At 70.6% G+C, this 24,019-nt stretch carries 22 protein-coding genes; 16 read left to right on the top strand and 6 right to left on the bottom strand.

Annotated features, from left to right (window positions below; genetic code table 11):
- The first annotated feature begins 9 nt into the window (after window positions 1-9).
- From sufU to dapD, 5 genes are all read left to right on the top strand, one after another.
- Window positions 10-474, top strand: coding sequence for a Fe-S cluster assembly sulfur transfer protein SufU (gene sufU / locus PV419_RS36550; RefSeq protein ID WP_319696338.1), 465 nt, complete (start codon window positions 10-12; stop codon window positions 472-474).
- Window positions 471-809, top strand: coding sequence for a metal-sulfur cluster assembly factor (locus PV419_RS36555; protein WP_319696340.1), 339 nt, complete (start codon window positions 471-473; stop codon window positions 807-809). The genes sufU and PV419_RS36555 overlap by 4 nt, the downstream gene beginning before the upstream one ends.
- Window positions 810-958: 149 nt before the next feature.
- Window positions 959-1,279 (top strand): multidrug efflux SMR transporter, encoded by a 321-nt coding sequence (locus PV419_RS36560; protein WP_319696343.1) that lies wholly within the window; start codon window positions 959-961, stop codon window positions 1,277-1,279.
- A complete protein-coding gene (locus PV419_RS36565; protein WP_319696344.1) occupies window positions 1,279-1,848 on the top strand; it encodes a TetR/AcrR family transcriptional regulator in 570 nt (189 codons plus the stop codon). The genes PV419_RS36560 and PV419_RS36565 overlap by 1 nt, the downstream gene beginning before the upstream one ends.
- Window positions 1,849-1,918: 70 nt before the next feature.
- Window positions 1,919-2,917 (top strand): 2,3,4,5-tetrahydropyridine-2,6-dicarboxylate N-succinyltransferase, encoded by a 999-nt coding sequence (gene dapD / locus PV419_RS36570; RefSeq protein ID WP_319696345.1) that lies wholly within the window; start codon window positions 1,919-1,921, stop codon window positions 2,915-2,917.
- 29 nt (window positions 2,918-2,946) lie between these two features.
- Here dapD and dapA read toward each other — a convergent pair whose 3' ends face one another.
- Both dapA and PV419_RS36580 read right to left on the bottom strand, forming a co-directional pair.
- Window positions 2,947-3,840, bottom strand: a complete 894-nt coding sequence (dapA, locus tag PV419_RS36575) for a 4-hydroxy-tetrahydrodipicolinate synthase (protein ID WP_319696347.1) — start codon at window positions 3,838-3,840, stop codon at window positions 2,947-2,949.
- Between the two features lie 110 nt (window positions 3,841-3,950).
- The gene (locus PV419_RS36580; protein WP_319696349.1) at window positions 3,951-5,786 is read right to left on the bottom strand and encodes an endonuclease/exonuclease/phosphatase family protein; all 1,836 of its coding nucleotides are present in this window, start codon (window positions 5,784-5,786) and stop codon (window positions 3,951-3,953) included.
- Between the two features lie 383 nt (window positions 5,787-6,169).
- Between PV419_RS36580 and PV419_RS36585 the strand changes: the two genes are divergently transcribed.
- Together PV419_RS36585 and PV419_RS36590 are read left to right on the top strand one after the other, a co-directional pair.
- A complete protein-coding gene (locus PV419_RS36585; protein WP_319696350.1) occupies window positions 6,170-7,702 on the top strand; it encodes a hypothetical protein in 1,533 nt (510 codons plus the stop codon).
- A gap of 146 nt (window positions 7,703-7,848) precedes the next feature.
- The gene (locus PV419_RS36590; RefSeq protein ID WP_319696352.1) at window positions 7,849-9,300 is read left to right on the top strand and encodes an alkaline phosphatase PhoX; all 1,452 of its coding nucleotides are present in this window, start codon (window positions 7,849-7,851) and stop codon (window positions 9,298-9,300) included.
- Between the two features lie 378 nt (window positions 9,301-9,678).
- Here PV419_RS36590 and PV419_RS36595 read toward each other — a convergent pair whose 3' ends face one another.
- The gene (locus tag PV419_RS36595; protein WP_319696394.1) at window positions 9,679-10,890 is read right to left on the bottom strand and encodes a TerD family protein; all 1,212 of its coding nucleotides are present in this window, start codon (window positions 10,888-10,890) and stop codon (window positions 9,679-9,681) included.
- Window positions 10,891-11,040: 150 nt separating this feature from the next.
- Between PV419_RS36595 and PV419_RS36600 the strand changes: the two genes are divergently transcribed.
- The 4 genes from PV419_RS36600 to PV419_RS36615 all read left to right on the top strand — a co-directional run bounded on the left by PV419_RS36600 (window position 11,041) and on the right by PV419_RS36615 (window position 14,976).
- Window positions 11,041-12,183 (top strand): leucine-rich repeat domain-containing protein, encoded by a 1,143-nt coding sequence (locus tag PV419_RS36600; protein ID WP_319696354.1) that lies wholly within the window; start codon window positions 11,041-11,043, stop codon window positions 12,181-12,183.
- Window positions 12,184-12,258: 75 nt separating this feature from the next.
- Window positions 12,259-13,092 (top strand): YwqG family protein, encoded by an 834-nt coding sequence (locus PV419_RS36605; protein WP_319696356.1) that lies wholly within the window; start codon window positions 12,259-12,261, stop codon window positions 13,090-13,092.
- A 145-nt stretch (window positions 13,093-13,237) separates the two neighbouring features.
- Window positions 13,238-13,954, top strand: coding sequence for a winged helix-turn-helix domain-containing protein (locus tag PV419_RS36610; protein WP_319696358.1), 717 nt, complete (start codon window positions 13,238-13,240; stop codon window positions 13,952-13,954).
- Window positions 13,955-14,022: 68 nt separating this feature from the next.
- Entirely contained in the window at window positions 14,023-14,976 is a 954-nt protein-coding gene (locus tag PV419_RS36615) for a DMT family transporter (RefSeq protein WP_319696360.1), read from the top strand.
- Here the strand turns inward: PV419_RS36615 and PV419_RS36620 are convergent.
- Window positions 14,873-15,844 (bottom strand): DMT family transporter, encoded by a 972-nt coding sequence (locus PV419_RS36620; protein WP_319696361.1) that lies wholly within the window; start codon window positions 15,842-15,844, stop codon window positions 14,873-14,875. The genes PV419_RS36615 and PV419_RS36620 overlap by 104 nt on opposite strands.
- 108 nt (window positions 15,845-15,952) lie before the next feature.
- On the opposite strand from PV419_RS36620, the gene PV419_RS36625 reads away from it, so the two are divergent.
- From PV419_RS36625 to PV419_RS36645, 5 genes are all read left to right on the top strand, one after another.
- Window positions 15,953-16,519 carry a helix-turn-helix domain-containing protein gene (locus PV419_RS36625; protein WP_319696363.1) on the top strand — a complete coding sequence of 189 codons (567 nt, stop codon included), beginning with the start codon at window positions 15,953-15,955 and terminating at the stop codon, window positions 16,517-16,519.
- 125 nt (window positions 16,520-16,644) lie between these two features.
- A complete protein-coding gene (locus PV419_RS36630; protein ID WP_319696364.1) occupies window positions 16,645-17,481 on the top strand; it encodes an aminoglycoside phosphotransferase family protein in 837 nt (278 codons plus the stop codon).
- A gap of 283 nt (window positions 17,482-17,764) precedes the next feature.
- Complete coding sequence (gene rph, locus PV419_RS36635; protein ID WP_319696366.1) at window positions 17,765-20,371, top strand: rifamycin-inactivating phosphotransferase; 2,607 nt, start codon at window positions 17,765-17,767, stop codon at window positions 20,369-20,371.
- A 133-nt stretch (window positions 20,372-20,504) separates the two neighbouring features.
- Complete coding sequence (locus tag PV419_RS36640; protein ID WP_319696368.1) at window positions 20,505-21,173, top strand: HEAT repeat domain-containing protein; 669 nt, start codon at window positions 20,505-20,507, stop codon at window positions 21,171-21,173.
- A 6-nt stretch (window positions 21,174-21,179) separates the two neighbouring features.
- The gene (locus tag PV419_RS36645) at window positions 21,180-22,184 is read left to right on the top strand and encodes a HEAT repeat domain-containing protein (protein WP_319696370.1); all 1,005 of its coding nucleotides are present in this window, start codon (window positions 21,180-21,182) and stop codon (window positions 22,182-22,184) included.
- 719 nt (window positions 22,185-22,903) lie between these two features.
- Here the strand turns inward: PV419_RS36645 and PV419_RS36650 are convergent.
- Together PV419_RS36650 and PV419_RS36655 are read right to left on the bottom strand one after the other, a co-directional pair.
- Complete coding sequence (locus PV419_RS36650) at window positions 22,904-23,113, bottom strand: hypothetical protein (RefSeq protein ID WP_319696372.1); 210 nt, start codon at window positions 23,111-23,113, stop codon at window positions 22,904-22,906.
- Window positions 23,114-23,118: 5 nt separating this feature from the next.
- A partial coding sequence (locus tag PV419_RS36655) for an IS200/IS605 family accessory protein TnpB-related protein (RefSeq protein WP_319696373.1) occupies window positions 23,119-24,019 on the bottom strand: 901 nt, incomplete at its 5' end.

The following is a 24,019-nucleotide window of genomic DNA, read 5'->3' on the forward strand; positions in this document are numbered from 1 at the left end:
GGCGTGCGCGTGAAGCTTGATTCGATGTACCAGGACGTCATCCTCGACCACTACAAGCACCCGCACGGGCGGGGGCTGCGGGACGGGGATGCCGAGGTGCACCACACCAATCCGACGTGCGGGGACGAGATCACCCTCCGGGTGCGTCTCGACGGCCAGACCATCGAAGACGTGAGCTACGAGGGCCAGGGCTGTTCCATCAGCCAGGCCAGCGCGTCCGTGCTCAACGATCTGCTGGTCGGCAAGGAGATCGCCGAGGCGCGCAAGATCCAGGAAACGTTTCTGGAGCTGATGCAGTCCAAGGGCAAGACCGAGCCGGACGACGCGATGGAGGAGGTGCTGGAGGACGCGGTCGCGTTCGCCGGCGTCTCCAAGTACCCGGCCCGGGTGAAGTGTGCTCTGCTGAGCTGGATGGCGTGGAAGGACGCGACCGCCCAGGCGCTGGGCGAGCGCGCCGGAGGGAAGACCGCATGAGTGAGAACGTGGAAACGGCCGTCAAGCCGGCCGGCGAGGAAGAGGTCCGCGAGGCCCTGTACGACGTCGTGGACCCCGAGTTGGGCATCGATGTGGTCAACCTGGGCCTCGTCTACGGCATCCACATCGACGACGCCAACATCGCCACCCTCGACATGACGCTGACGTCCGCGGCCTGCCCGCTGACCGATGTCATCGAGGACCAGGCGAAGTCGGCCACCGAGGGCATCGTCAACGAGCTGCGCATTAACTGGGTCTGGATGCCGCCGTGGGGCCCGGACAAGATCACGGATGAGGGCCGCGAGCAGCTCCGCGCCCTCGGCTTCAACGTCTGAGCGCAGCTGAGTCCGACAGCACCTGAGCCGCACGCCCGAACGGCCCCCGCGCACGCGGGGGCCGTTCGCGTTCTCCCGTCGCGTCGCGTCGCCGGGTTGCGTACGGCGGTTGTGTACGGCCGTACGCATCGTTGTGTACACTCGTACGCATGGGGTATCTGACGCTCGCCGGGGCCATCACCGCCGAAATCCTGGCCACCACCTCGATGAAGTACAGCGAAGGCTTCAGCAAGCTGTGGCCCTCGCTGGCCACGGCGGCCGGCTATCTGATCGCCTTCGCGCTGCTCGCGCAGACGCTCAAGACGGTGTCGATGGGCACCGCGTACGCCATATGGGCCGGGGCCGGGACCGCCGTCATCGCGGCGATCGGGATGCTCTTCCTCGGGGAGGCCGCCACCGCCACCAAGGTGATCGGCGTGCTGCTGGTGATCGCCGGAGTGGTCGTGCTCAACCTCGGCGGGGCCCACTGATGGCCCGCCGCTACGACCCCGAGCGGCGGCAGCGCATCATCGACGCCGCGGTCGCCGTGGTCCGCGAGCGCGGCATCGCGGGGCTCAGCCACCGGGCCGTGGCCGCCGCGGCCGATGTGCCGCTGGGCTCGACGACGTACCACTTCGCGACCCTCGACGACCTGCTGGTCGCCGCGCTCCGGCAGATCAACGCGGAGTGGCTGGCGGACGTGGAGCGCTGGGCGGAAGGCGTCGATCCGGCCGCGGCGCCGGCCGACGAGCTGGCCCGATGGCTCGAGGAGCTGCTCAGGGGCGAGCGGGCGCGGCTGGAGTTGGAGTACGAGCTGTATTTCGCCGCGCTGCGCCATGAGGGGGCGCGGCCGATCGCCGCCGAGTGCCTGGACGAAATGGCCCGGACGCTGACGCGGTTCCTGCCCGACGCCGCCACGGCCCGCGCGGTGGTGGCCCTGATCGACGGGCTGACCCTGCAGGCGCTGCTGACCGACCGCCCGTACGACCGCGAGGGCGCCCGGGCGGCGCTGGCGCGGATCATCGGCGGAAGCGCGGCCGACCGGGCCGACGGGCGGTGACCGGGGGGACGCGGACCGCCCGCTGAGACCGGTTCGCCTCCCGGGCCCGCCTCCGGTTAGCGTTCTGACCATGACCGACGCAGCCATCACCACCAGCACCACCCACACCGGCGCAGCCGCCGCCGGTCTCGCCACCCTCGCCGAGGACGGCACCGTCCTCGACACCTGGTTCCCGGCCCCCGAGCTGGTCGCCGAGCCCGGCCCGGCCGGGACCGAGCGGCTGAGCGAGGAGCGCGCCGCCGAGCTGCTGGGCGACACCGTCCGGGGGGCCCTCGGGCCGGACCCGCGCCGCGGGGTCGAGGTTGTGGCCGTCCGTACGGTCATCGGCTCCCTCGAGGACAAGCCGCTCGACGCGCACGACGTCTATCTGCGGCTGCACCTGCTCAGCCACCGCCTGGTCAAGCCGCACGGCGTGAACCTGGACGGCCAGTTCGGCCTGCTGGCCAACGTGGCCTGGACCTCGCTCGGCCCCGTCCCCGCCGACCAGGTCGAGCGGGCCCGGCTCGCGGCCCGCGCCGAGGGGCTTCAGCTGTCGGTGACCAGCGTGGACAAGTTCCCGCGGATGACCGACTACGTGATCCCCGCCGGGGTGCGCGTCGGCGACGCCGACCGCGTCCGGCTCGGCGCCCACCTGGCCTCCGGGACCACCGTCATGCACGAGGGCTTCGTCAACTTCAATGCCGGGACGCTGGGCACCTCCATGGTCGAGGGCCGGATCAGCGCGGGCGTCGTGGTCGGTGACGGCTCGGACATCGGTGGCGGCGCGTCGATCATGGGCACGCTGTCGGGCGGCGGCAAGCAGACGATCTCCATCGGCGAGCGCTGCCTGCTCGGCGCCGAGGCGGGTATCGGCATCTCGCTCGGCGACGACTGCATCGTCGAGGCGGGCCTGTATGTCACCGCGGGCACCCGGGTCACCCTGCCGGACGGCACGATCACCAAGGCGCTGGAGCTGTCCGGCGTCAACAACTTGCTCTTCCGCCGCAACTCCACCACGGGCGCGGTCGAGGCGCTGCCGCGCAGCGGCTCGTGGGGCGGCCTCAACGAGGCGCTGCACAGCCACAACTGAGCCGCGGGGCGCAGGGCGGGCGGGCCCGGTCAGCGGCCGCCCGCCACCTCGCCGTACGCGGCCAGCAGCCCGTCGGTCAGCTGCCGGCCGGCGGGGAGCAGCGGGGCCCGGACCGGGCCCGCGGGCAGTCCGAGCGCGCCGAGCAGCGCCTTGGCGGTGACCGTGCCCGGGGCGCCGGCGGCCATCATCCGCTCGACGAGCGGGGTGAGGGCCAGATGGCGCCGGGCGGCCTCGCCCGGATCCCCCGCGTCGTGCGCGTCGAGTACGGCGCGCACCTGCTGACCGGCGACGTTGGCCACGACGCTGACGTAGCCGGCGCCTCCGATGGCCCGCAGCGGCAGATTCAGCTCGTCGCAGCCGGAGAAGTAGGCGAGGCCGCCGTCCGCCATCACCCTCGCCGCCTTCATCAGGTCGTACGCGCTGTCCTTGACGGCTGTGATGCGCGGGTGTTCGGCGAGCCGCAGCAGTGTGTCGGCGGCGAGTTCGGTGCCGGTGCGGGCGGGGACGTCGTACAGCATCACGGGCAGCCCGACGGCGTCCGCGACCGTGCGAAAGTGCTCCGCCACGGCGTCCTGCGGCGGGCGGCTGTAGTACGGGGTGACGACCAGCAGGCCGTGCGCTCCGGCCCGTTCGGCCGCGCGGGCCAGCTCCACCGTGTGCCGGGTGTCGCTGGTCCCCACCCCGGCGGTGATCCGGGCGCGGTCGCCGACGGCCTCCACGACGGCCCGCAGCAGCGCCTCCTTCTCGGCGTCGGTGGTGGTCGGGGACTCGCCGGTGGTGCCGCTGACCACGATTCCGTCGCAGCCGCCCCGGTCCACCAGGTGGGTGGCCAGGAGCTGGGCGCCGTCGAGGTCGAGGGCGCCGTCCTCGGCGAACGGGGTGATCATGGCGGCGGCGGTACGGCCGAAGGGGCCCAGGGACATGGTGTGAACGCTCCATGCGGCAGGAGGGACGGGGTGGTTCCTGCGCCGGATTCTGGGCCCCTTCGTCGTACAGGTCTATTTAATTGTGCTGGTCCGACAGTTCAGCAATGCTACGGCTTAAGCCGGACGATCTGCGGGTCGTGGTCGCTGGACTGGTCCGCGAACTCCGCGTTGATGTGCACGATGTCGTAGTCCGGGCGGCGCACGGCGCGGCTGGTGAGGATGTGGTCCAGCACCTGCGAGTTGCCGTTGTAGACATAGCCGTAGCGCTCGTTCTTCGGCAGCCCGGTGACCAGGTCGGTGAGCACCCCGCCGTCGGTGAGATCGGCCAGCGCGGGCGAGAACTGGTAGTCGTTGAGGTCGCCCGCGACGACGACCTGGGCCCGCGCGTCCACGGCCAGCAGCTTCTTGACGAAGGCGTTGACCGCCTCGGCCTGCCCGGTGCGCTGCGTCTCCGAGCTCCGGGCCGGGGGCTGGAAGCGGCCGTCCAGGCCCTGGTCGCCGCCCTTGGAGTTGAAGTGATTGGCGATCACGAAGACCGGGCGGCCGCGGAAGGAGAACTGTCCGACCAGCGGCTTGCGGCTGTCCTTCCAGATCGGGTTCTGGGGGTCGATACGGCCGGGGGAGGCCGACAGGCCCGCCGTGCCGCCGTCGTCCGTCACCCGCACCGCGGTGGTGGCGTCCCCGCCCGCGACATCGGTGAAGGAGACCCGCTCGGGGTTGAAGAGGAAGGCGACGCGGATGTTGCCGCCCGGCTGCCCGCCGTCCTGGTCGTCGGCCGGGTCGATCTGCCGCCACTCGTACGCGGGGCCGCCGGCCGCCGCGATCGCGTCGGTGAGCTTCTTCAGTGTGGCTCCGGCGCTGGTGACCGCGTCGTTCGTCGGGCCGTTGTCGTCCTGGACCTCCTCCAGGGCGACGATGTCGGGGGAAGCGAGGTTGTGCACGAGGCCCGAGGCGAGCCGGTCGAACTTCGCCTGCGCGGTCTTGGGGGAGAGGTTCTCCACGTTGTACGTGGCGATGGACAGCTCGTCGGCCTTCTGCCCGCGGGTGGTCTCCCGGGCCAGGTTTCCGTCCGTGAGCTCGCCGAGCGCGGTGGCCTGGATCTCGTATCCGCCGAAGTTGTCGTAGTCCAGCGGCCCCGCGGTGGTGCCGGTGAGCCGGTCACCCACGTCGGCGACGGGGAAGGGGCGCTGGGCGAACGGGATGAGGGAAGCGACCTTGACCCGGCCGGCGTTCGGGTCGCGGTAGGAGCTGTAGAGCGCGCCGCCGCGCGCGGTCCGGGCGTGGCCGGGTTCGGCGGTGACCCACAGCTCGTCGTACGGGCTGGTCGCGCCCACGACCGGGGCGTCCTTGACCTGGACGCGCATGCCCTCCAGCGACTCATAGCGGTCCAGGGCGTAGGAGTTGGGGCGCAGCCGCAGTGGCTCGATGTTGCCGCCGTTGCCGCCCGACGCGTCGGGGGCGTAGCGGTCGGGGACGGCGGAGGGGTTGAGGGCGACGGCGGCGGGCAGCGCGTTGCCCGGGGACTCGACCGTCCAGGTCGCCCTGGTGAGCTCGGTGACCGACTGCAGCCCGGCGTCCGCACCGCCCGGGTAGTACTCGCTGACCGTCCCGGAGACCCGCACCGCGTCCCCGACGGCGACCGACGGGGTGGTCGAACCGGTGTAGACGAAGATCGCCTCGCTGGTAGCCCGGTCCCGGTCGGGGTGCGGGTCCTGGAACCAGAAGCCGCGCGACGAGCCGAAGGCGCGTATCGCCGTGACCGTGCCGGGGACCTCGGAGACCTGTTTGCCCGCGAACGGGGATATTCGCGTGCTGCCCTGGATGTCGTGGATCCGGATCTCGGCGGCGGCCGCCGGCTGCGGGGCGGCGAGCAGCCCGGCCGCGAGGGCGGAGGCGACGACGGCGGTGACGGTGGCGGGTCCGCGCAGGGCGCGTGGGGACATGGTGATGCCTCCGATGAGGAGTGACCAGATGGCCAGAGGTGAACAAGCCTCTACGCGCGTCAATGTCTTTCTTCACCAGAGCAGTTGTCAAGGGATGGCTGGTGTACGGCCAGGGTCGGTGGCGTGAACCGGAGCGCCGTGCGGGCCTCGGGTGCGTTCCGGCTCCCGCGGCGCCGGCCGCTCCTGGCGTACCCCGGGCCGATGGCCGAAATCGCAGGCCGACGTCCCCTTGACGGCACATCGGGACGAAACCGCCCCACCTTCCGTCTAGGCTGGGACCGGTCGCGCCCGTAGCGCCGCGACCCCTCCCGAGCACGATCCTTCCCATGTGTTCCGTCCCCTGTTCATCCGTTTCACCCGCTCCCGAGGAGATGACTCCGCCGATGCCCGGAGACCGCCCCACCCTGCCGCCCGTGCGGCTTCGCTCCGAGGCCGAACTCGCCCGGGACGCGCTCACCGCTCCGCTGCTGGCCCGCGCGGTGCGGCTCGCCCGCTGGGCCGGACCGCACAGGCCGGTCGCGGCGGGCGGCGTGCTGACCGAGCCCGACCTGCGGGCGGCGGCCGAGCACCTGGGCCTTGGCGCCGACGAGGACGGGCCGGGCTGCGCGGCGGAAGCCTGGCAGCTGGCCGTCGACACCGGGCTGGTCGAGGTCCAGGAGCCCGCGCCGGCCCAGCCGGCAGAGGCGGCGCGGACGGCCGAAGAGGCGGGGGCGGCGGCCGACGGGGACTTCGGGGAGGACGGGGCCACGGGGATCGCCACCCCCGGCGAGGAGCTGCGGCTGATCACCGAGGGCAGCCCGCGGGACGTCCTGGACATCTGGCTCGGCGGCTTCGAGACCGTACTCGCCGACGCGGCGGCCCCCGACCTCGCCGAGATCGTCGATCAGATCGGCGACGACGGCGAGCTGGACCTCGACGCGATCGACTGGAACCCCGAGGAGGAGGCCGAGTTCCTGGACGGGGTGCTGGGCAATCTGTATCTGCTGACCGCCCTGGACGCGGAGGGCGCCGGCCGCGCCGTGCCGCTGCCCGCGCTCGCCGCCGCCATGATCGTCCCCGACGACATGGCGGAGCCGACCGACGACATCCTCGAGGAGATCTCCGAGGCGATGGTCCGCCTCGACGACCAGTTTCGGATGCTGGAGCCGACCGGCCTGGTCGTGTACCAGCCCGTGGACGAGGCGCTGATCGAGGAGGTCGACGGCGAGGGCCGCTTCCCCGAGTCCGCCGAATCGCCGCTCGGCCCCGATGAGGAGGACGTCTCCCGCTACGGCATGGTCAGGCTCACCCCGCTCGGCGTCTTCGGCGTACGCAACCGCATGCTGGACGCCGGCATCGACGCCCCGGCCGTCGGCGACCTGGCCGACAAGGGCGCGGAGGCCCTGCTGGACGCCCTGCCCGGACATCCGGAGACCGCCGCGCGCGCCGAGGCCGAGCAGTGGCTGGCCCGCCGTACGCCCGACGCGGCCGCCCGCGAGCTGCTGGCCGCCGCGCGCGGCGACGACGCGGGCGCGCCGCTGCGCCGCCTGGCCTGCCAGCAGACGCTCTCGCTGGTGGGGGCCGCGGCCGAGCCCGCGCTGCGCGAGGTGCTGGACGACCGGCAGCTGGGGGGCCTGGCCCGGGTGTGGCTGGCCGAGCGTGCGATGCCCGACGTCCCTGAGCCGTCCGAGGACATGGTGTTCTGGCTGACGGTGGACACCATCGCGGCCCAGCTCGCCGCGGACGGCGACTCCGCCGAGCTGCGGGAGCTGGTGCACGGCCTCGTCGAGCAGTCCGGGAGCTTCTTCGACTCGGTGTGGCGGGTGGACCACCCGGCGACCGCCGAGGTGCTGGAGGCGATGGGACAGCTGCATCCGGACAAGAAGGCAGCCAAGGAGGCGCGAAAGGCGGCCTTCAAGGCGCGCTCACGCGCCTGACGCGTCCGGCACGGACGGAGGGTGAGGTTCAATCGGCAGCCGCCAATCGAACCGTTGATGTCGCGCCCAGTTCAACTGTTGTTCGGTCAGGGGCGGGAGCGTAGGCCCGCAGTCGGTGGACAGATCTGGCCATTCAGGAGATGAAGATGCCGCTCACCCGAAGAGACTTCGCGAAGAGTTCCGCCTATACCGGTGTCGCCCTCGTCGGCAGCGCCGGGGTGCTCGCCACCGCCCCCGGCGCGCTCGCCTCGGAGCCGGCCCAGGACTCGACCACCGACGCGGCCGAGCGGGGCGGCTCCCAGCTCGGCTACGGCCCGCTCCTCGCGGACCCGAAGGGCATCCTCGCGCTCCCCGCCGGCTTCAGCTACCGGATCATCACCCGCACCGGCCAGACCACGCTGGAGTCCGGCGAGTCCACCCCCTCCAACCACGACGGCACCGCCACCTTCGAGGGCACCCGCGGTGCCACGCTGCTCGTCAACAACCACGAGCTGAAGGGCCCGCGCGCCGCCTGGCCGCACCCCGTGCCGCTGACCGAGGGTCTGGTCTACGACCCGGCGGCCTCCGGCGGCTGCACCGTCGTCGAGGTCTCCAAGCACGGCGACCACGTCACCGAGTGGGTCGGCATCGCGGGCACCTCCACCAACTGCGCGGGCGGGCGCACCCCGTGGGGCACCTGGCTGACCTGCGAGGAGACCGAGGACAAGGCCGGCCAGAACGGCATGACCAAGGACCACGGCTATGTCTTCGAGGTGGACCCGCGGGACCGCCGGGCCAACCGCGACCCCAAGCCGATCAAGGCGCTGGGCCGCTACGCCCACGAGGCGGTCGTCGTCGACCCCAAGCGCGGCCACCTCTACCTGACCGAGGACGCCGCCGGCCCGAACGGCCTCCTCTACCGCTGGGTCCCGCCGCGCGGCTTCGAGCACGGGCGCGGCAAGCTGCGCACGCTCGCCGATGACGCGGGTGTGCTGCAGGCCCCCAAGTGCTTCGACTCCGGCGGCAACTTCGTCGACGACCTGTCGCGCGCGACCAAGACCGGCACGGTCTACGGCGTCGACTGGGTGGACGTGCCCGACCGCGACGCGAAGTCGGTGCCGGTGCGCAAGCAGTTCGACGCCGGCCAGGTCACCCGGGCCCGCAAGCTGGAGGGCATGTGGTGGGGCGACGGGGGCACGTACATCGTCTCCTCGTACGCCCGCGAGGAGAGCCCGGTCGAGCACGACGGCCAGGTCTGGTTCTACGACCCGAAGCGGCGCACCCTGACCCTGAAGGTGCTGCTCGGCGTCAACCCCGACCCGTCCAAGGACGGCGCCTTCGACGGCCCCGACAACATCACCGTCTCGCCGTACGGCGGCCTGGTCATCGCCGAGGACGGCGAGGGCATCCAGCACCTCTTCGGGGCCACGGACGACGGCCGTACGTACCCGATCGCGCGCAACGAACTCAACAATGGCACCGCGGAGGAGCCGGAGTACAGCGAGTTCACGGGCGTCTGCTTCTCGCCCGACGGCAGCACCCTCTACGCCAACATCCAGGTCCCCGGCATCATGCTGGCCATCACCGGCCCCTGGCGCCGCCAGCGCCCCCGCGGCTGATATCCCCTGTCCGCGACACCTCTGCCCCCTTCGCTCGTTGTACGGGTACGGGACGGCCCGGTCCGGAGCGCCGACCCTCCTCCCTCGTCGGCGCTCCGGACCGGGCCCCCAGGTCATCGAAATTCCGCTCGGCGTCGTCAGCGCCGACGGTTACAGTGGACGCGCCCACTTCACCGGGGCCCGGTGCGCAGGCAGCGGATACTTCTGGATCACAGATCCTCGCGGGTTCGAATCCCGCCGTCGGCGTTCATCGCCGGCGTGGCCGAGCGGGCGAAGGCAAAGTCACCGCCGCCGACGACTGATCTCGGGTACCCCACGTGTCGCCCCGCCCCCCCTCCGGGAGGCGGGGCGATACATCGTTGGCTGACCTGCGGAAACTCAGAGCGCCTTGCTGGCGGGCTTGACCATGCCGCGTACGGTCCGGGAGTCCACGTACTCACCCATCGCGGTCATCTCCCACTCGCCCGAGAACTGCTTGATGAACTTCGCCATCATCACGCCCGTGCGCGGCTCGGAATGGGTCAGGTCGAAGCGGACCAGCTCCTCGCCCGTGCCCGCGTCCAGCAGACGGCAGTAGGCCTTCGCGACATCGGTGAACTTCTGGCCGGAGAAGGAGTTGACCGTGAAGACCAGGCCGGTGACCTCCGGCGGCAGTCCGCCGAGGTGGACCGTGATGGTCTCGTCGTCGCCACCGCCCTCGCCGGTGAGGTTGTCGCCGGAGTGCTGGATCGTGCCGTTCAGAATGGCGAGCTTGCCGAAGAAGCAGGCGTCGATCTTCTTGCGGTCCACGCCGAAGGCGATCACGGACGCGTCGAGGTCGATGTCCTTGCTGCGGAAGGCGGGCTCCCAGCCCAGGCCCATCTTCACGGAGCTGAGCAGCGGTCGGCCGCCCTTGACCAGCGAGACCGTCTGGTTCTTCTGCAGATTGACGCGGCCCTTGTCCAGGTTGATCTTCCCAGTGGCGGGCGCCGGAGCGGCGGCGGCCGGGGCAGCGGGCGGCGGGGCGGTGGGCATGGGCGGGGGCTGGAAGCCGGCCGGCGGGCCGGCGGGCGGCGGCGCCTGGACGGCCGCGGGGGCGGGGGCCGCGGGCGCGGCGGGCTCCTCCACCGACACACCGAAGTCGGTGGCGATGCCCGCAAGCCCGTTCGCATAGCCCTGTCCGACCGCGCGGACCTTCCAGGCGCCGTTGCGCCGGTACACCTCGACGATCACCAGCGCGGTCTCGGAGCCCAGACGGGGCGGGGTGAACGTGGCGATCAGGGCGCCGTCGTCCGCGCCGCGCACAGTGGCGGTCGGCTCGGTGCCCGAGAACGTCGCACCGGGCGCGTCCAGGCTCGCGGTCACCACGATCTTCTCGATGTCGCCCGGCACGGCGGCGGTGTCGACGGTGATCGTGTCACCCGCCCCGCCCGCTCCGGCACGGTGGGTCACGCCGGGGCCGGCGGGCTGGTTGTAGAAGACGAAGTCGTCGTCGGAGCGCACCTTGCCGTTGGCGGTGAGCAGCAGGCCCGACACGTCCAGCCGCACCGGGGCGGTGACGTCCACCGCCACGCGCGCGACGGGCAGGGGGAGGTTCGAGCCGGGAGTCATAGCGGTCATGCCGGGGTAACGAACGTGCCCGCTTTACGGTTCCTTGACCTGCGCCTCGATCCCCGCCACGGAGCAACTGGTGGCGGGCCGCGGTTCGGCGCGGCACAATCCGATCTTCCTGTCACAGCAGCCCGTTCCGGGGGGTCTCCCATGGCCGAGTACGACGAACCGTTCGAGGACGAATCCTTCGAGGACGAACCGTTCGAGATGGACGATGGCGATGACGCGTTCGCCCTGGAGGAGGCGGAGAAACTCATCGCCCAGGTGATCGACGACGGCGGCACGTCCCTGGAGCTCGGCCATCTGTGCCTGCCCGTCGTCCCCGCGTCGCTGGCCGAGGCCACCACGCTGACCCGACTCGACCTCAGCGACGGCACGTTCTCCGAGGTGCCCGAGTTCCTGGGCGACCTCACGGGCCTCACGTACCTCTCCCTCAGCGACAACCGGCTCGAGGCGCTCCCCGCGTCGCTGGGCAACCTCAGCGCGCTCACCGAACTCGTCCTCAGCGGAAACTCGCTCGCACAGCTACCCGCATGGGTGCGGCAGCTGACCGAACTCACCGACCTCGACCTTCGTGACAACCCGCTCACCGAGCTCCCCGAGTTCCTCGGCGGCCTGAAAAACCTCACGAGCCTCGACGCCGGCAGGAATCGCCTCTCCACCGTGCCGGGCTCATGGGGCGATCTCACAGCCCTCGACGAGCTCGATCTGTCCGGCAACCGGCTCGTCGAGATTCCGGCAGCACTGGGGAAACTGACCGCCCTCACCCGACTCGACCTGGATTTCAACCGCCTCGCCCGGCTGCCCACATCGCTCGGGGATCTGGCCGGCCTCACCCATCTCCTGCTGGGCAGTAACCGACTCACCGGGCTGCCCACGGAACTGGGCAGACTCACCTCCTTGCGATGGCTGAACCTGGACAGGAACGAACTGACCGAGTTGCCCCCGTGGATCGGAAATCTCACGGAACTGACAGGAATCAATCTCGGCTACAACCGGCTCACGGCACTCCCCGAAACGCTGGGCGCCCTCACCGCGCTGACGAGTCTCAGTCTCTGCGGCAATGGGTTGACCGGACTTCCGGCGTCCATGGGCAACCTCACCGCGCTCACCAGCCTTGACCTGGCCGACAACGAACTCACCGACTTGCCCGCGTGGCTGGGGGACCTCCCGGCCCTCGCCTCGCTCCGGCTGGACGACAACAAGTTCAGCCACCTGCCGAGGTGGCTGGAAGGGCAGACACGCATCGTCGTTCACCTGGGCGAGGGTCGTGTCCTGAGAAACGGCCAATGATGTGCGGCGCCCGCCGCTGCGCCCGCCACGCCTCCGTATGTCCCACTGTCGGCCCCGCCCGCCATCATGACCCGTATGACCACCGCACCTGACGCGCTGCGCGCCCTGGCCCGCGCCCATCTGCCCGCCGACCTCGCCGACCGATGGACCGCGTCGCTGCGCCCGGCCGCCCACCTCCGGAAGGCCGGGCCCGCCGATCCGGTCGTCGGCCGGCTCGGCGGACTGCCCCGGCTGCCCGGGGGCGTGGACTGGCCGGTGTGGGAGGGCCACGGACCGCTGCCGTTCGTCGCGGCGGTCGACTGTGCCGCGCTGCCCAGGGAGGCGCTGGACATACCGCTGCCCGCCGAAGGCCGGCTCGCCTTCTTCTATTACGGCGACGAGGACGACGACGCGCTGGTCGACACCGCCGACCCGGGCACCTGGGCCGGTGCCCGCGTCCTCCACCTCCCGCCCGAGTCCGCCGCCGCGCCCGAGCGGCCCGCGCCGGCGGGCCTCACCCCGTTTCCTGAGGTGCCGCTGACGGTCCGTGTCGGCCCGAGCGCCCCGGACTTCGACTCGCTCGCACTGACCGCCGCCTTCGGCGAGGACGAGCTTCCGGAAGCGTTCGAGAGGGCGGTGTGGAAGCACCAGAGCGGTGTCGCGCATCAGATCGGCGGCCATGCCCAGTCCGTCCAGACCGCCGTGGAGATCGTGGTGGCCCATGGCGCGCTGGGCGGCGGTGACCTGTCGTGGGAGGACCCGCGGATCGAGAAGGAGGCGGAGGGGTGGGTGCTGCTCGCGCAGCTCGACTCCGACGAGGACGCGGACATGATGTGGGGCGACGGCGGCGCGCTGTACTGGCTGATCCGCCCCGATGACCTCGCCGCGGGCCGCTTCGAGAGGGCCATGTTCACCTGGCAGTGCTGTTGAGGCTCAGGGGGCTCACGACGTGGCCTTCCGGCCGTCGTAGGTGAGGCGGGCCTCGATTCCGTAGCCGTCCGCGTGAGCCGTCCGCGTTGTGGTCGTGGGGCGTGAAAGTTCGGCGAATGCCGAAGCATTGGGGCATGATGGAGGCGTGACCGACTCCCCTCCGCCCGCCGCGCGCCTCGCCGCCCTCGCCGCCGCCATGGCCGACGAGACCCGGGCCGCCATCTGCCTGGCCCTCCTGGAGGGACACGCGTGGAGCGCGGGCGAGTTGGCCCGCATCACCGGGGTGGCACCCTCCACGGCGAGCGGACATCTGGCCCGCCTGCTGGACGCCGGGATCTGCGTGACCGAGCGGCAGGGGCGCCACAGTTACGTACGGATCGCCGACGCGGAAACGGCGCGCCTCGTCGACTCCCTCGCCTCACACGCGATCCCTGGCCGGGACGCGCCGTACACGGTGCCGGTCGTCGCCGCGCCCGACCCCCTGGCCTGCGCGCGGACCTGCTACGACCACTTCGCGGGGCGGCTCGGCATGGCGGTCACCGACGCCATGTCCGAGCGCGGACTGCTGCTCACGGAGTGGGTGTTCGAGCTGACCGACGCGGGGCGGGAGTGGTGCGCCCGCGCGGGCGTCGACCTGGAGTCGGAGTACCGGGGCCGCCGGCCGGTCGCGAGCTCGTGCCTGGACTGGACCGAGCGGCGCCGCCATCTGGGCGGGGTGGCCGGTGCGCGGCTGTGCGCCCTGGCGCTGCGCCGGGAGTGGGTGGCACGGATGGAAGAGGGCGGGCGGGCGCTGCGGGTGACGGACGCCGGTGAGCGGGCTTTCCGTGAGCTCCTGGGGATCACCCCCGACGCCTGGCAGTGATCCGGCGCAACGTTTCACGGCCGAATATTTCGGTGGACACCGAAAGATGGGAGCTCTAGGCTGCCCGCATGAGTTCCCGCCTCGCCTCGCCCGCCCTCCTCACGGCCGGCGCCGCCACCTTCTCCGTGCTCGCCTGGGCCTCCGCCTTCGTCTCCATCCGCAGCGCGGGCGCCGCCTACTCCCCGGGCGCGCTAGCACTCGGCCGGTTGCTGGCCGCCTCGCTGGTGCTGGTCGCCCTGGTGGCGATACGCCGCGAGGGGCTGCCGCCCCGGGGCGCCTGGCGTGGCATCCTCGTGTCCGGGTTGGTCTGGTTCGGCGGCTACATGGTCGCGTTGAACTGGGGCGAGCGCCTGGTCGACGCCGGGACGGCGGCCCTCCTGGTGAACGTCGGCCCCATCCTGATGGCCCTGCTCGCGGCCCGCCTCCTCGGCGAGGCGCTGCCGCCACGGCTGCTCGCCGGGATGGCGGTGTCGTTCGGCGGGGCGGTGGTGGTCGGTCTGTCGACCTCGTCCGGGCACGGCGGCGGCACCTCACTGCTGGGGGTGGTGCTGTGCCTCCTCGCGGCGGTGGCGTACGCGACCGGCGTGGTCGCCCAGAAGCCCGCGCTCGCGTACGGGACTCCGCTCCAGATCACGGCGTACAGCTGCCTGGTCGGCACGGCGGCCTGCCTCCCCTTCGCCGGACAACTGGCCATCGAACTGCCGAAGGCCCCGGCGTCCGCGACGCTCAACATGCTCTACCTCGGCGTGGTGCCGACCGCCCTCGCCTTCACCACCTGGACCTACGCCCTGGCCCGCACCCCCGCCAGCAAAATGGGTGCCACGACGTACGCCGTCCCGGCCATCGTGGTCCTGCTGAGCTGGGCCTTCCTCGACGAGGTGCCCGCCTGGCTGACCCTCCTCGGCGGCGCCCTGTGCCTCACCGGCGTGGCCGTCTCCCGCTCCCGGCCCAGCCCGTCCCGCACGCCCGCCCCGCGGGCTGCCGAGCCCGAGACCGCGGCAGAGCCCGCGGACGTGCAGTGACTTTGTGGTGGCGGCCCGCGGCGGCCGCCACCCCGATCACGCACACCGCCATGCCCACCAGGGCCGACGCCCCCGGCTCGTCGCCGAACATCGCGTACGCCCATACCAGCGTGGTCGGCGGCGTGAGATAGATCAGGGCGCTGGTGCGCGTGACGCCGTTGCGGCGCAGGCTCAGCCAGTAGAAGCCGTAGCCGCCGACCGTGGAGAGCAGGACCGTCCAGGCGACCGCCGCCCAGAAGGCCCCGCCCGACGGGGGCGCGGCGCGGCCGTTCGCCAGGGCGATCGCGGTGAACAGCGCGGCGCTGGTGAGGCAGTGGAGCGGCACGGTATCCACGGGGGCGAGCGGCGCCCGCGCCCTGCGTTCCAGGAAGCTCGCGGCCAGCAGCGCCGCCATGGCCGCGAACGGCAACCCGTACGCCCAGGCCGGGGCGGCGCCGGGGCCCGCCGACAGATCGCCCCGCACGACGAGCGCGACCCCGCCGAGACCGATGGCCAGCCCCGCCCACTGACGTGGGCTGACCGTCTCCCCGAGCAGCCGCCCGGCGAGCGCGCCCGCCGCGAGCGGCTGCAGCGCGGCGATCAGCGCGGCGGTGCCGGACGGGATGCCGAGCCCGACCGCCCAGACGATGCCGCCGAGATAGCCGCCCTGCGAGAGCGCGCCGATCGCCGCCTGTTCGGCGATCGCGCGCGGAGGAAGCCTGCGGCCCCTCAGCACCAGCCAGACGCCGCCCAGCAGCACGGCAGCCGCGAGGAAGCGCCACATCAGCAGGGTGTCGGCGGCGGCCTGCCGGGTGCCGAGCTCGGCTCCGATGAAGCCGGAGCTCCACATCACGACGAGACCGATGGAGGTGACGGCGCTGACGGGCATGGAGTCATCGCTCCGTTCAGGGTGGCGTGTATACAGATCTGTCCAGTCCCCCTTCTCCGCTAGACTAAACAGATCGGTATACTCGTCGAGCCCGGAGGTGCTCACGGCATGGAAGCGCTCACTCCCGCGGCACGCCGGGTCCTCGACGCCGCCGCCGAGCTGTTCTACGGGCAGGGGATCAACGCGGTCGGCGTGGATCTGATCGCCAAGCACGCCGGAGTCACCAAGAAGACGCTGTACGACCGCTTCGGCTCGAAAGAGGCGCTGATCGCCGCGTATCTGCGGGAGCGCGACGAGCGGTGGCGGGCATGGCTGACCTCCGAAGTCGACAAGTCGCCCCCGGCGGATCGCATCCTGGCGACCTTCGACGCCCTCGCCGCCTGGATGCGCCGCGAGAACTCCCGCGGCTGCGGGTTCGTCAACGCCGCCGCGGAGCTGCCGGATCCCGGACATCCGGCTCGGCAGGTGATCGCCGATCAGAAGCGGTGGCTGCGCGGCTACCTGCGGCAGCTGTGCGAGGAGGCGGGCGTAGCGGGCCCCGATGAGCTGGCGGACGAGCTACTGCTGCTCCATGAGGGCGCCACCGTGCTGTACAGCCTGTCGGTGGTCGCCGCTCCGGTCGAAATCTCCCGCCGACTGGCCCTGCGGGCGCTGGAGCGGGCCGGGAGGGTCTGATCGCCGATTCAGCCGCGCTTCGCCCGTCGCGCCACTTCGGCTGTCTGTCGACAACTTGGTATGGTGCACAGGTTGCACCGCTTGGAGAGTCATGGCAGCGCTCATGGGAGAGGGGCCAGGCGACGATGCAGGCGTCAGAGGTCCCGCGTGCGGTGGCCGCGGCCATGTCGATCGCCTCATCACTTGACCTGACAGTCGACGACGCGATCGTTCTTCATGACTCGAACAAGCTCACTCTGCGTCTGCTGCCTTGTGACGTCCTGGCCCGGGTGGCACCTGGAGCGCATCAGGTCGCGCAGTTCGAAGTCGAGCTTGCTCAGCGGCTCGCCGAATCCGGGTGTCCTGTGGCTGCTCTCGAGCCTCGAGTGGAGCCACGCGTCTATGAGCGTGACGGCTTCGTGGTCACGCTATGGACCTACTACGAACCCGTGACACCTCAAGAGGTCGCACCAGCCGACTACGCCAGTGCGCTCGAGCGGCTGCATGCCGGCATGCGCAAGCTCGATGTCCCGACGCCGCATTTCACGGATCGAGTCGAGCAGGCTCAACAACTCGTGGCGAACCGCGACCACACTCCGGCGCTCGCCGACGCGGACCGAGAGCTGCTCGGCGACACGTTACGAAGCCTGAGACGAGTGATCGGCGAGCGCGGCGGCGCCGAGCAGCTGCTGCACGGCGAGCCGCACCCGGGCAACGTGCTCACCACGAAGAACGGGCTGTTGTTCATAGATTTTGAGACGTGTTGCCGTGGGCCCGTCGAATTCGACCTCGCCCATGCGCCCGAGGAAGTCAGCGAGCACTATCCGGGTGTCAACCAAGACTTGCTGCGCGAGTGCCGGATCCTCATGCTGGCGATGATCACAACATGGCGCTGGGATCGAGGGGACCAACTCCCGAACGGGCGCCGGCTGGGCACAGAGTGGCTCAGCCAGATCCGAGCAGCACTCGACCGCAACGGCTGAATACCCATGGCTGATCGCGGACCTTGGAGGCCGTAGCCGCCTGGGCCAACGACGCGTACCCGTACGCGTCGCGCCACCGCTTCGCGAGAAGCCTGTCAGTTCCATTGGGCGGCAAAAGGCAAAGGCAAGGAGTACTTTCCCTTGCCACTCTCAACGTATAGCGCGCTGGGGGGCTTGCCGCAAGACCCGGGTCACGGCGCAGAATCGTCGGCCGATGCCACAACCTGCGGAATCGATCGGCCACCGCAGCGCAACGGAGCACGGCTGCCTTGGAGGTAACGCAATGATTGAGCAGTACGTATTAGATCTTCAAGGTGTTGACGAGATGCAGGTCGCGGTCGTTGGCGGCAAGGGCGCGCACCTGGGCGGGCTGTCGCGGATCGAAGGTATCCGCGTGCCGGGGGGCTTTTGCGTGACGACGGACGCCTTCCGGCGGATCATGGCGGAAGCGCCGTCGATCGACGATCGGCTCGATCAGTTGTCGCGCTTGAACCCGGACGACCGGGAGGCGATCCGCACGCTGAGCGCGCAGATTCGCCGGACCATCGAAGGGATCGCCATCCCGGGCGATCTGGCGGCGGCGATCACCCGCGCGCTCGGCCGGCTCGGCGAGCAAGCCGCCTACGCCGTCCGATCCAGCGCGACGGCAGAGGACCTGCCGACGGCCTCCTTCGCCGGCCAGCAGGACACGTACCTGAACGTCGTGGGGCCGACGGCGATCCTCCAGCACGTCAGCCGGTGCTGGGCCTCGCTGTTCACCGAGCGGGCCGTGACCTACCGCCAGCGGAACGGCATCGATCACCGTGCGGTCCACATGGCCGTGGTCGTGCAGCAGATGGTCTTCCCGCATGCGGCCGGCATCCTGTTCACGGCCGACCCCGTCACGGGCAACCGGAAGGTCGCCACCGTGGACGCCGGCTTCGGCCTCGGCGAGGCCCTGGTCTCCGGCCTGGTGAACCCGGACGTCTTCAAGGTGCGACACGGCGAAGTCGTCGCCAAGGCGATCGCCGCCAAACAGCGTGCCGTTCACGCCCTGCCGGCCGGCGGTACGCAGGAAGTGGCGATCGACCCGCGGCGACAGGAGCAGCCGGCGCTGACGGATGCGCAGGTCGTGCGGCTCGTGCAGCTCGGGCGGCGGATAGAAGCGCACTTAGGCCGCCCCCAGGACATCGAATGGTGCCTGGTCGATGACGGCTTCCAGATCGTTCAGAGCCGGCCGATCACGACGCTGTTCCCCATCCCCGAGACCGGCGACCAGGAGAATCACGTCTACCTCTCCGTCGGCCACCAGCAGATGATGACCGACCCCATGAAGCCCCTGGGCATTTCCGTGTGGCAGCTGACGGCCATGGCGCCGATGCACGAGGCCGGCGGGAGGCTGTTCGTCGACGCCACCCGGCGCCTGGCCTCGCCCGCGAGCCGCGCCGGCCTCCTGGACATCGTGGGGAGAGGCGATCCGCTGATCAGGGACGCGCTGGAGACCGTCCTCGATCGCGGCGATTTCGTTCCGTCGCTCCCGGACGCGGGTCCCGGCGGGCCGCCGGCCGGCGGCGCGTCCGCCCCGATCAAGACCGATCCGGCCATCGTCACCGAGCTGATCGAGCGCAGCCGGGCGTCCGTCGCCGCCCTGGAGCGCGACATCCGGACGAAGAGGGGACCGGCGCTGTTCGACTTCCTGCTGGAGGCCTTCGAGGAGCACAAGCGAGTCCTCAGTGATCCGCTGAGCATGCAGGCGATCATGGCGGGGATGGAGGCCACATGGTGGCTCAACGACAAGCTGCAGGAGTGGCTGGGCGAGAAGAACGCGGCTGACACGCTCACGCTGTCCGCCCCCGGCAACGTCACGTCGGAGATGGGACTGGCGCTGCTCGACGTCGCGGACGTGATCCGCCCGCAGTCGGAGGTGGTGGCGTTCCTGCAGGGCGTCGAGTACGTCGAGGACGAAGCCTTCCTGAACGAGCTGGCGAAGGTCGAGGGCGGGACCGAAGCGCGTGATGCCATCCAGGCCTACCTCGACCGGTACGGCATGCGCTGCGTCGGCGAGATCGACATCACGAGGCCACGTTGGCGCGAGCGCCCCACCACGCTCGTGCCCGTGATCCTCGACAACGTCAGGAACTTCGAGCCGGGCGCCGCCGAGCGGCGCTTCGAGCAAGGGCGGCAGAAGGCGCGGAAGAAGGAACAGGACGTGCTGTCACGCTTGCGGGCCCTGCCGGACGGGGACCAGAAAGCCGACGAGGCCAAGCGGATGATCGACCGGGTCAGAACCTTCATCGGCTACCGGGAGTACCCGAAGTACGGCATCGTCAGCCGCTACTTCGTCTACAAGCAGGCCCTGCTGGAGGAGGCGGAGCGCCTCGTGCAGGCCAACGTGCTTCCTGAGAAGGAGGACATCTTCTACCTCACCTTCCAGGAACTCCACGACGTCGTGCGCTCGAACCAGGTGGATGGCCAGCTCATCCAGCGGCGCAAGGACGCGTTCCGGTCGTACCACGCGCTCACACCGCCCCGGGTGCTCACATCGGATGGTGAGGCCGTCACCGGGGCGTACCGGCGCGACGACGTGCCGGCCGGCGCCCTGATCGGCCTACCGGTTTCCGCCGGGACCATCGAGGGAAGGGCCCGCGTCATCCTTGACATGGCGGAGGCCGATCTCGAAGCGGGCGACATTCTGGTCACGGCCTTCACGGACCCCAGCTGGTCGCCGCTGTTCGTCGGAATCGCGGGCCTGGTGACGGAGGTGGGCGGCCTGATGACCCATGGCGCAGTGATCGCCCGGGAGTACGGCTTGCCGGCCGTCGTGGGCGTGGAGCAGGCCACCCGGCTGATCCGGGACGGGCAGCGGATCCGCGTGCACGGAACCGACGGGTACGTCGAGATCCTGCCTTGACCGACCACACCGAGAAGCCCCATCCGTAGCTTCCGGCGAAACAACGCCAAGCAGTTGATGGAGCTCACGGGGCGGCCCAGCTTGACCTTGACACAGTGACAAGGTCTTCGCTGTTGCCAAGGAGGTGGTCCCGATGACCATGTCGAAACAGGACACCCATACGATTCGAGCCCTCCAAGGGCTGGAGGACAGCCGCTCGTCAGTGCGGCTACAGGCGGCGCTGGCGGTCGGCACGACCCCTGACCCGCGGTTCATCGACAAGCTCATCGAACGATGCGCGATCGAGCCCGAATTCTACGTGCGCGAGATGCTTACGTGGGCACTCACCCGCCACTCATCATCAAGGACGGTCCCCAAGCTCATCCTTGAACTCCGCTCGGAGCGTGCGCAGGCACGAAGCCAGGCGTTGCACACCCTGTCCAAGATCGGGGATCGGCAGGCGTGGCCGGGGATCACACGGGCGCTTCTGTCCGACGCCGACGACGAGGTCGCGCGGAGCGCTTGGCGGGCAGCGGTCGTACTCGTGCCCGAAGGTGAAGAATGCGAATTGGCTGGAGTGTTGTCGACACAGCTCGGGCGCGGCGAGCGTGAGACGCAGCTGAGCCTCAGCCGGGCGCTGATCGCGCTCGGTGAGGTGATTTTGCCGACTCTGCGTACTGCGATGACGGATCTCGACGCTCGCGTGCGTCAGCATGCGATCGCCACGGAACGGCTGTTGCGCAACCCGGATGCCGGATTCGAGTTCGCGATCGAGGAGGCGAAGCGCATCGTAGCTCTGGGCGGGACCAGCCAGGAGGGGTGATGGGCAGTGTTGATCGGTGATATGGCACGACGGTCCGGGGTCAGCGCCCGCATGCTCAGGCATTACGAGTCGCTCGGCCTGGTGCGGCCAACGGGTCGTACCGATGCCGGTTATCGAGAGTACTCCAGCGAGGACATCCGGCGGATCTTCCATATCGAGAGCCTGCGGTCATTGGGGCTGTCGCTGCGGGAAGTCGGGCGCGCGCTGGATGATCCCAGCTTCAGGCCCTCGGAGCTCGTCGACGACCTCATCCGCCAGACGCGAGAACGCATTGCGGGTGAGATGGAGCTGCTCACGCGACTCGGTCGGATCGGTGCCGCCGAACCCGCCGGCTGGGAGGACGTCCTCCGGATCGTCGCACTCCTTCAGGCGTTGGGATCGGAGAGCGCCGGGAAGCGCCAGCACGCGGCCTTGTCCTCGGTCGAAGAGGTTCCGGTGCCGGTGGAAGCCTTGGTCGAGGCAGCGCTGAGGGAGACGGACCCGAACGTCGCCGGAGCCCTTCGATGGGCTTTGACGCAATCGGGCGATGGCGGATTGGCACTGCTGGCGGAGGGCCTCGGCTCACCAGTAGCCGAGGTGCGGAAACGTGCCGTCCAGTCCATCGCCGAGATTCCGAACGGTGAGGCGACCGCACTGCTGCAGGACGCCCTCACCAATTCCGACATCGTGGTCCGCAGGTGTGCAGCTCTGGCGCTCGGCCCACGGGGAGTAGCCGACGCGGTCCCGACGCTCATCGACATGATCGTCGAGGAGGCGAACGACGCCGATGCGGCCGATGCGCTGAGCGCGCTGGCGAGTGATCCCGCGTTGGCGGATCAGATCGCCATCAGACTCGTTGACTGCCTGGCCTCCGGCACCGTTGAATCGTCTGTACGTCGACGGCTGGCACAGGCGCTCGCGGATATCCCGGGGATCACGACGTCACGTGCGCTCACAGATCTGTCACATGACGAAGACCATGCCGTTGCGCTTACCGCGACATACATTCTCAAGCTGCGCAACGCGCATTGAACCCCCCGAGCCCGGCGGCTTGGGGCCGGTCGAGATCTCGGCCCAGACGGTTTTCCCGGGTGCGCCGTTGGGGCGGGGGCCGACCGCCCAGCGCGGAGTGTGGGGAGCTTCTCGGCGAGCATGGAGGCCGGCTCGCTCGCGATGAGGGTGGCGGTTTCGTTGGGGCCGGAATCGTACGCGCGCCGCGCGGAGTCGAGGTGAAGCGCATGACGAGCTCACCGGGGCCGGAGGGGACTGTTCCGGGCGGTTAGCTCGTAAGGGGGCATACGAGCCGGAAGGTCGTGTGGTGCGTACTTGTCACGGGGACGCGATGCTCCTTTCGGAGTTTCTGGTCACCCGGATGGTGGAGGTTGCCGTTCACGGCGTGGACCTGGCCGATGCGCTGGGCCGCGAGCCGTGGCTGACGCCGGAAGCCGTAACGGTGGTACTGGAGCTGCTGATCGCCCCCGACCAGCTGGATACGGCGCGTGAACTGGGCTGGGACGGCCCGACCTTCCTGCGCAAGGTCACCGCGCGCGGCACTGGACCGCACCGAGACCGCCCGGGTCGAGCAGCTCGGCATCCGGTGGCTCACCCTGGGCTGATGTGCCGAGCGCCGATCCTGTCGACCGCGACCCGGAGGTCCACCGGCTGCCCATCGAGAAGGTGTTCCCGAGTCAGGCCGAGATCAGCACCGTCGACCAGTGGGCCACGACGGTCGGGTGAGTACGCTCGGCGCGCTAGGTCTCCGAAGTGCCGTCCGGCGTCGGCGTCCCGGGCCTCCCGGACGGCAGGAGCCATACGCCGGCCCAGCAGCACGCCCGGACCACGAAGGCCCCGGCCAGCGCCCACCACACGCTGTCCACGCGGACTTCGGACAGCCAGGTGATCAAGTACCACACCAGCGTGTCTTGGAGCAGGCCGACAACTGCCAGGATGGGCAACAGCACCGTTCCTAAAGACTGAGCATGAGTTGCACATGTTCAGCCGGGCGGCCCGAACGGTGTTGGGCGTCCTGGTCGACCGCGTTCCTGTCGCGTTCGGCGCCATCGGATCGTGTCCGTGGTCCGGGTACGTGGGGGCGGTGTTCCTCGTTTCCTCGGGTGCCGGGTCGGGCCTGGGCGGTCCGATGCCCCGCACCATCGCTCTGGTGGTGTGGGGGCGGTGCCGTCCGTCGCCGGATCCGGTGTCCGAGGGAGCGTCGTCCGATCGCCACCGACGCGGCGGCGTGCCGTGTCGCGGGGCGTCGTGGTGTGGAGAGGGGGTTTTGCCAGTGTTCGGCGCCCCACATGCTGGTGTAGGCGGGATCGACAGCGATCACGCTGATTCCGGCCTCAGCGGACATCGACAGCAGCCGGGCTCGGAGTTTGCCGGTCGGGATGCCCGAGATGAGCTGCCGGAACCGTTTCTTGCGTCCGTGCTTCTCCCGGGTCTTGGAGTCGGTGAAGTCGAGGTCTTCGATCGCGATGGCCTGCACGCCGGTGTGCCGCGCCCAGTGCAGGAGGCGGGTGAGAGCGTGGCGGAGCTGGGCATCCCGGTGTGAAGCGGAACCGCTGAGGTCGTAGTCGAAGCGGCGCGGAGCACCGATGGGGTTGCCGTGCTCGTCCAGCAGCCACGCGGCCAGGTGGTCGGCGTTGGTGTCCACGCCGATGACGCCACTGGCCCGGAGCGTGTCCAGCGGGACGACGGGAAGGTTCTTGCCTGTCCAGGAGGCGTCCAAGTACCAGCGGGCCTTGGCTGTGTCCAGGTGGATGCGGTAGGCCACGGCTCGGTTCGCCTCGGTGCGGTCGCGCCATTCAGCGCCCCGGTGTGGGAACGACACTGTCGCGGCCAGTAGGTACCGGCCGTGCTTGGTG

The organism is Streptomyces sp. ME19-01-6, from assembly GCF_033793745.1.
Classification (GTDB): Bacteria; Actinomycetota; Actinomycetes; order Streptomycetales; family Streptomycetaceae; genus Streptomyces.

What these genes read in the sequence shown, in the direction of transcription:
- PV419_RS36555 (WP_319696340.1), top strand. Translation starts at nt 471, where the DNA reads ATGAGTGAGAACGTGGAAACGGCCGTCAAGCCGGCCGGCGAGGAAGAG.
- PV419_RS36560 (WP_319696343.1), top strand. Translation starts at nt 959, where the DNA reads ATGGGGTATCTGACGCTCGCCGGGGCCATCACCGCCGAAATCCTGGCC.
- PV419_RS36565 (WP_319696344.1), top strand. Translation starts at nt 1,279, where the DNA reads ATGGCCCGCCGCTACGACCCCGAGCGGCGGCAGCGCATCATCGACGCC.
- dapD (WP_319696345.1), top strand. Translation starts at nt 1,919, where the DNA reads ATGACCGACGCAGCCATCACCACCAGCACCACCCACACCGGCGCAGCC.
- dapA (WP_319696347.1), bottom strand. Translation starts at nt 3,840, where the DNA reads ATGTCCCTGGGCCCCTTCGGCCGTACCGCCGCCGCCATGATCACCCCG.
- PV419_RS36580 (WP_319696349.1), bottom strand. Translation starts at nt 5,786, where the DNA reads ATGTCCCCACGCGCCCTGCGCGGACCCGCCACCGTCACCGCCGTCGTC.
- PV419_RS36585 (WP_319696350.1), top strand. Translation starts at nt 6,170, where the DNA reads ATGCCCGGAGACCGCCCCACCCTGCCGCCCGTGCGGCTTCGCTCCGAG.
- PV419_RS36590 (WP_319696352.1), top strand. Translation starts at nt 7,849, where the DNA reads ATGCCGCTCACCCGAAGAGACTTCGCGAAGAGTTCCGCCTATACCGGT.
- PV419_RS36595 (WP_319696394.1), bottom strand. Translation starts at nt 10,890, where the DNA reads ATGACTCCCGGCTCGAACCTCCCCCTGCCCGTCGCGCGCGTGGCGGTG.
- PV419_RS36600 (WP_319696354.1), top strand. Translation starts at nt 11,041, where the DNA reads ATGGCCGAGTACGACGAACCGTTCGAGGACGAATCCTTCGAGGACGAA.
- PV419_RS36605 (WP_319696356.1), top strand. Translation starts at nt 12,259, where the DNA reads ATGACCACCGCACCTGACGCGCTGCGCGCCCTGGCCCGCGCCCATCTG.
- PV419_RS36615 (WP_319696360.1), top strand. Translation starts at nt 14,023, where the DNA reads ATGAGTTCCCGCCTCGCCTCGCCCGCCCTCCTCACGGCCGGCGCCGCC.
- PV419_RS36620 (WP_319696361.1), bottom strand. Translation starts at nt 15,844, where the DNA reads ATGCCCGTCAGCGCCGTCACCTCCATCGGTCTCGTCGTGATGTGGAGC.
- PV419_RS36625 (WP_319696363.1), top strand. Translation starts at nt 15,953, where the DNA reads ATGGAAGCGCTCACTCCCGCGGCACGCCGGGTCCTCGACGCCGCCGCC.
- PV419_RS36630 (WP_319696364.1), top strand. Translation starts at nt 16,645, where the DNA reads ATGCAGGCGTCAGAGGTCCCGCGTGCGGTGGCCGCGGCCATGTCGATC.
- rph (WP_319696366.1), top strand. Translation starts at nt 17,765, where the DNA reads ATGATTGAGCAGTACGTATTAGATCTTCAAGGTGTTGACGAGATGCAG.
- PV419_RS36640 (WP_319696368.1), top strand. Translation starts at nt 20,505, where the DNA reads ATGACCATGTCGAAACAGGACACCCATACGATTCGAGCCCTCCAAGGG.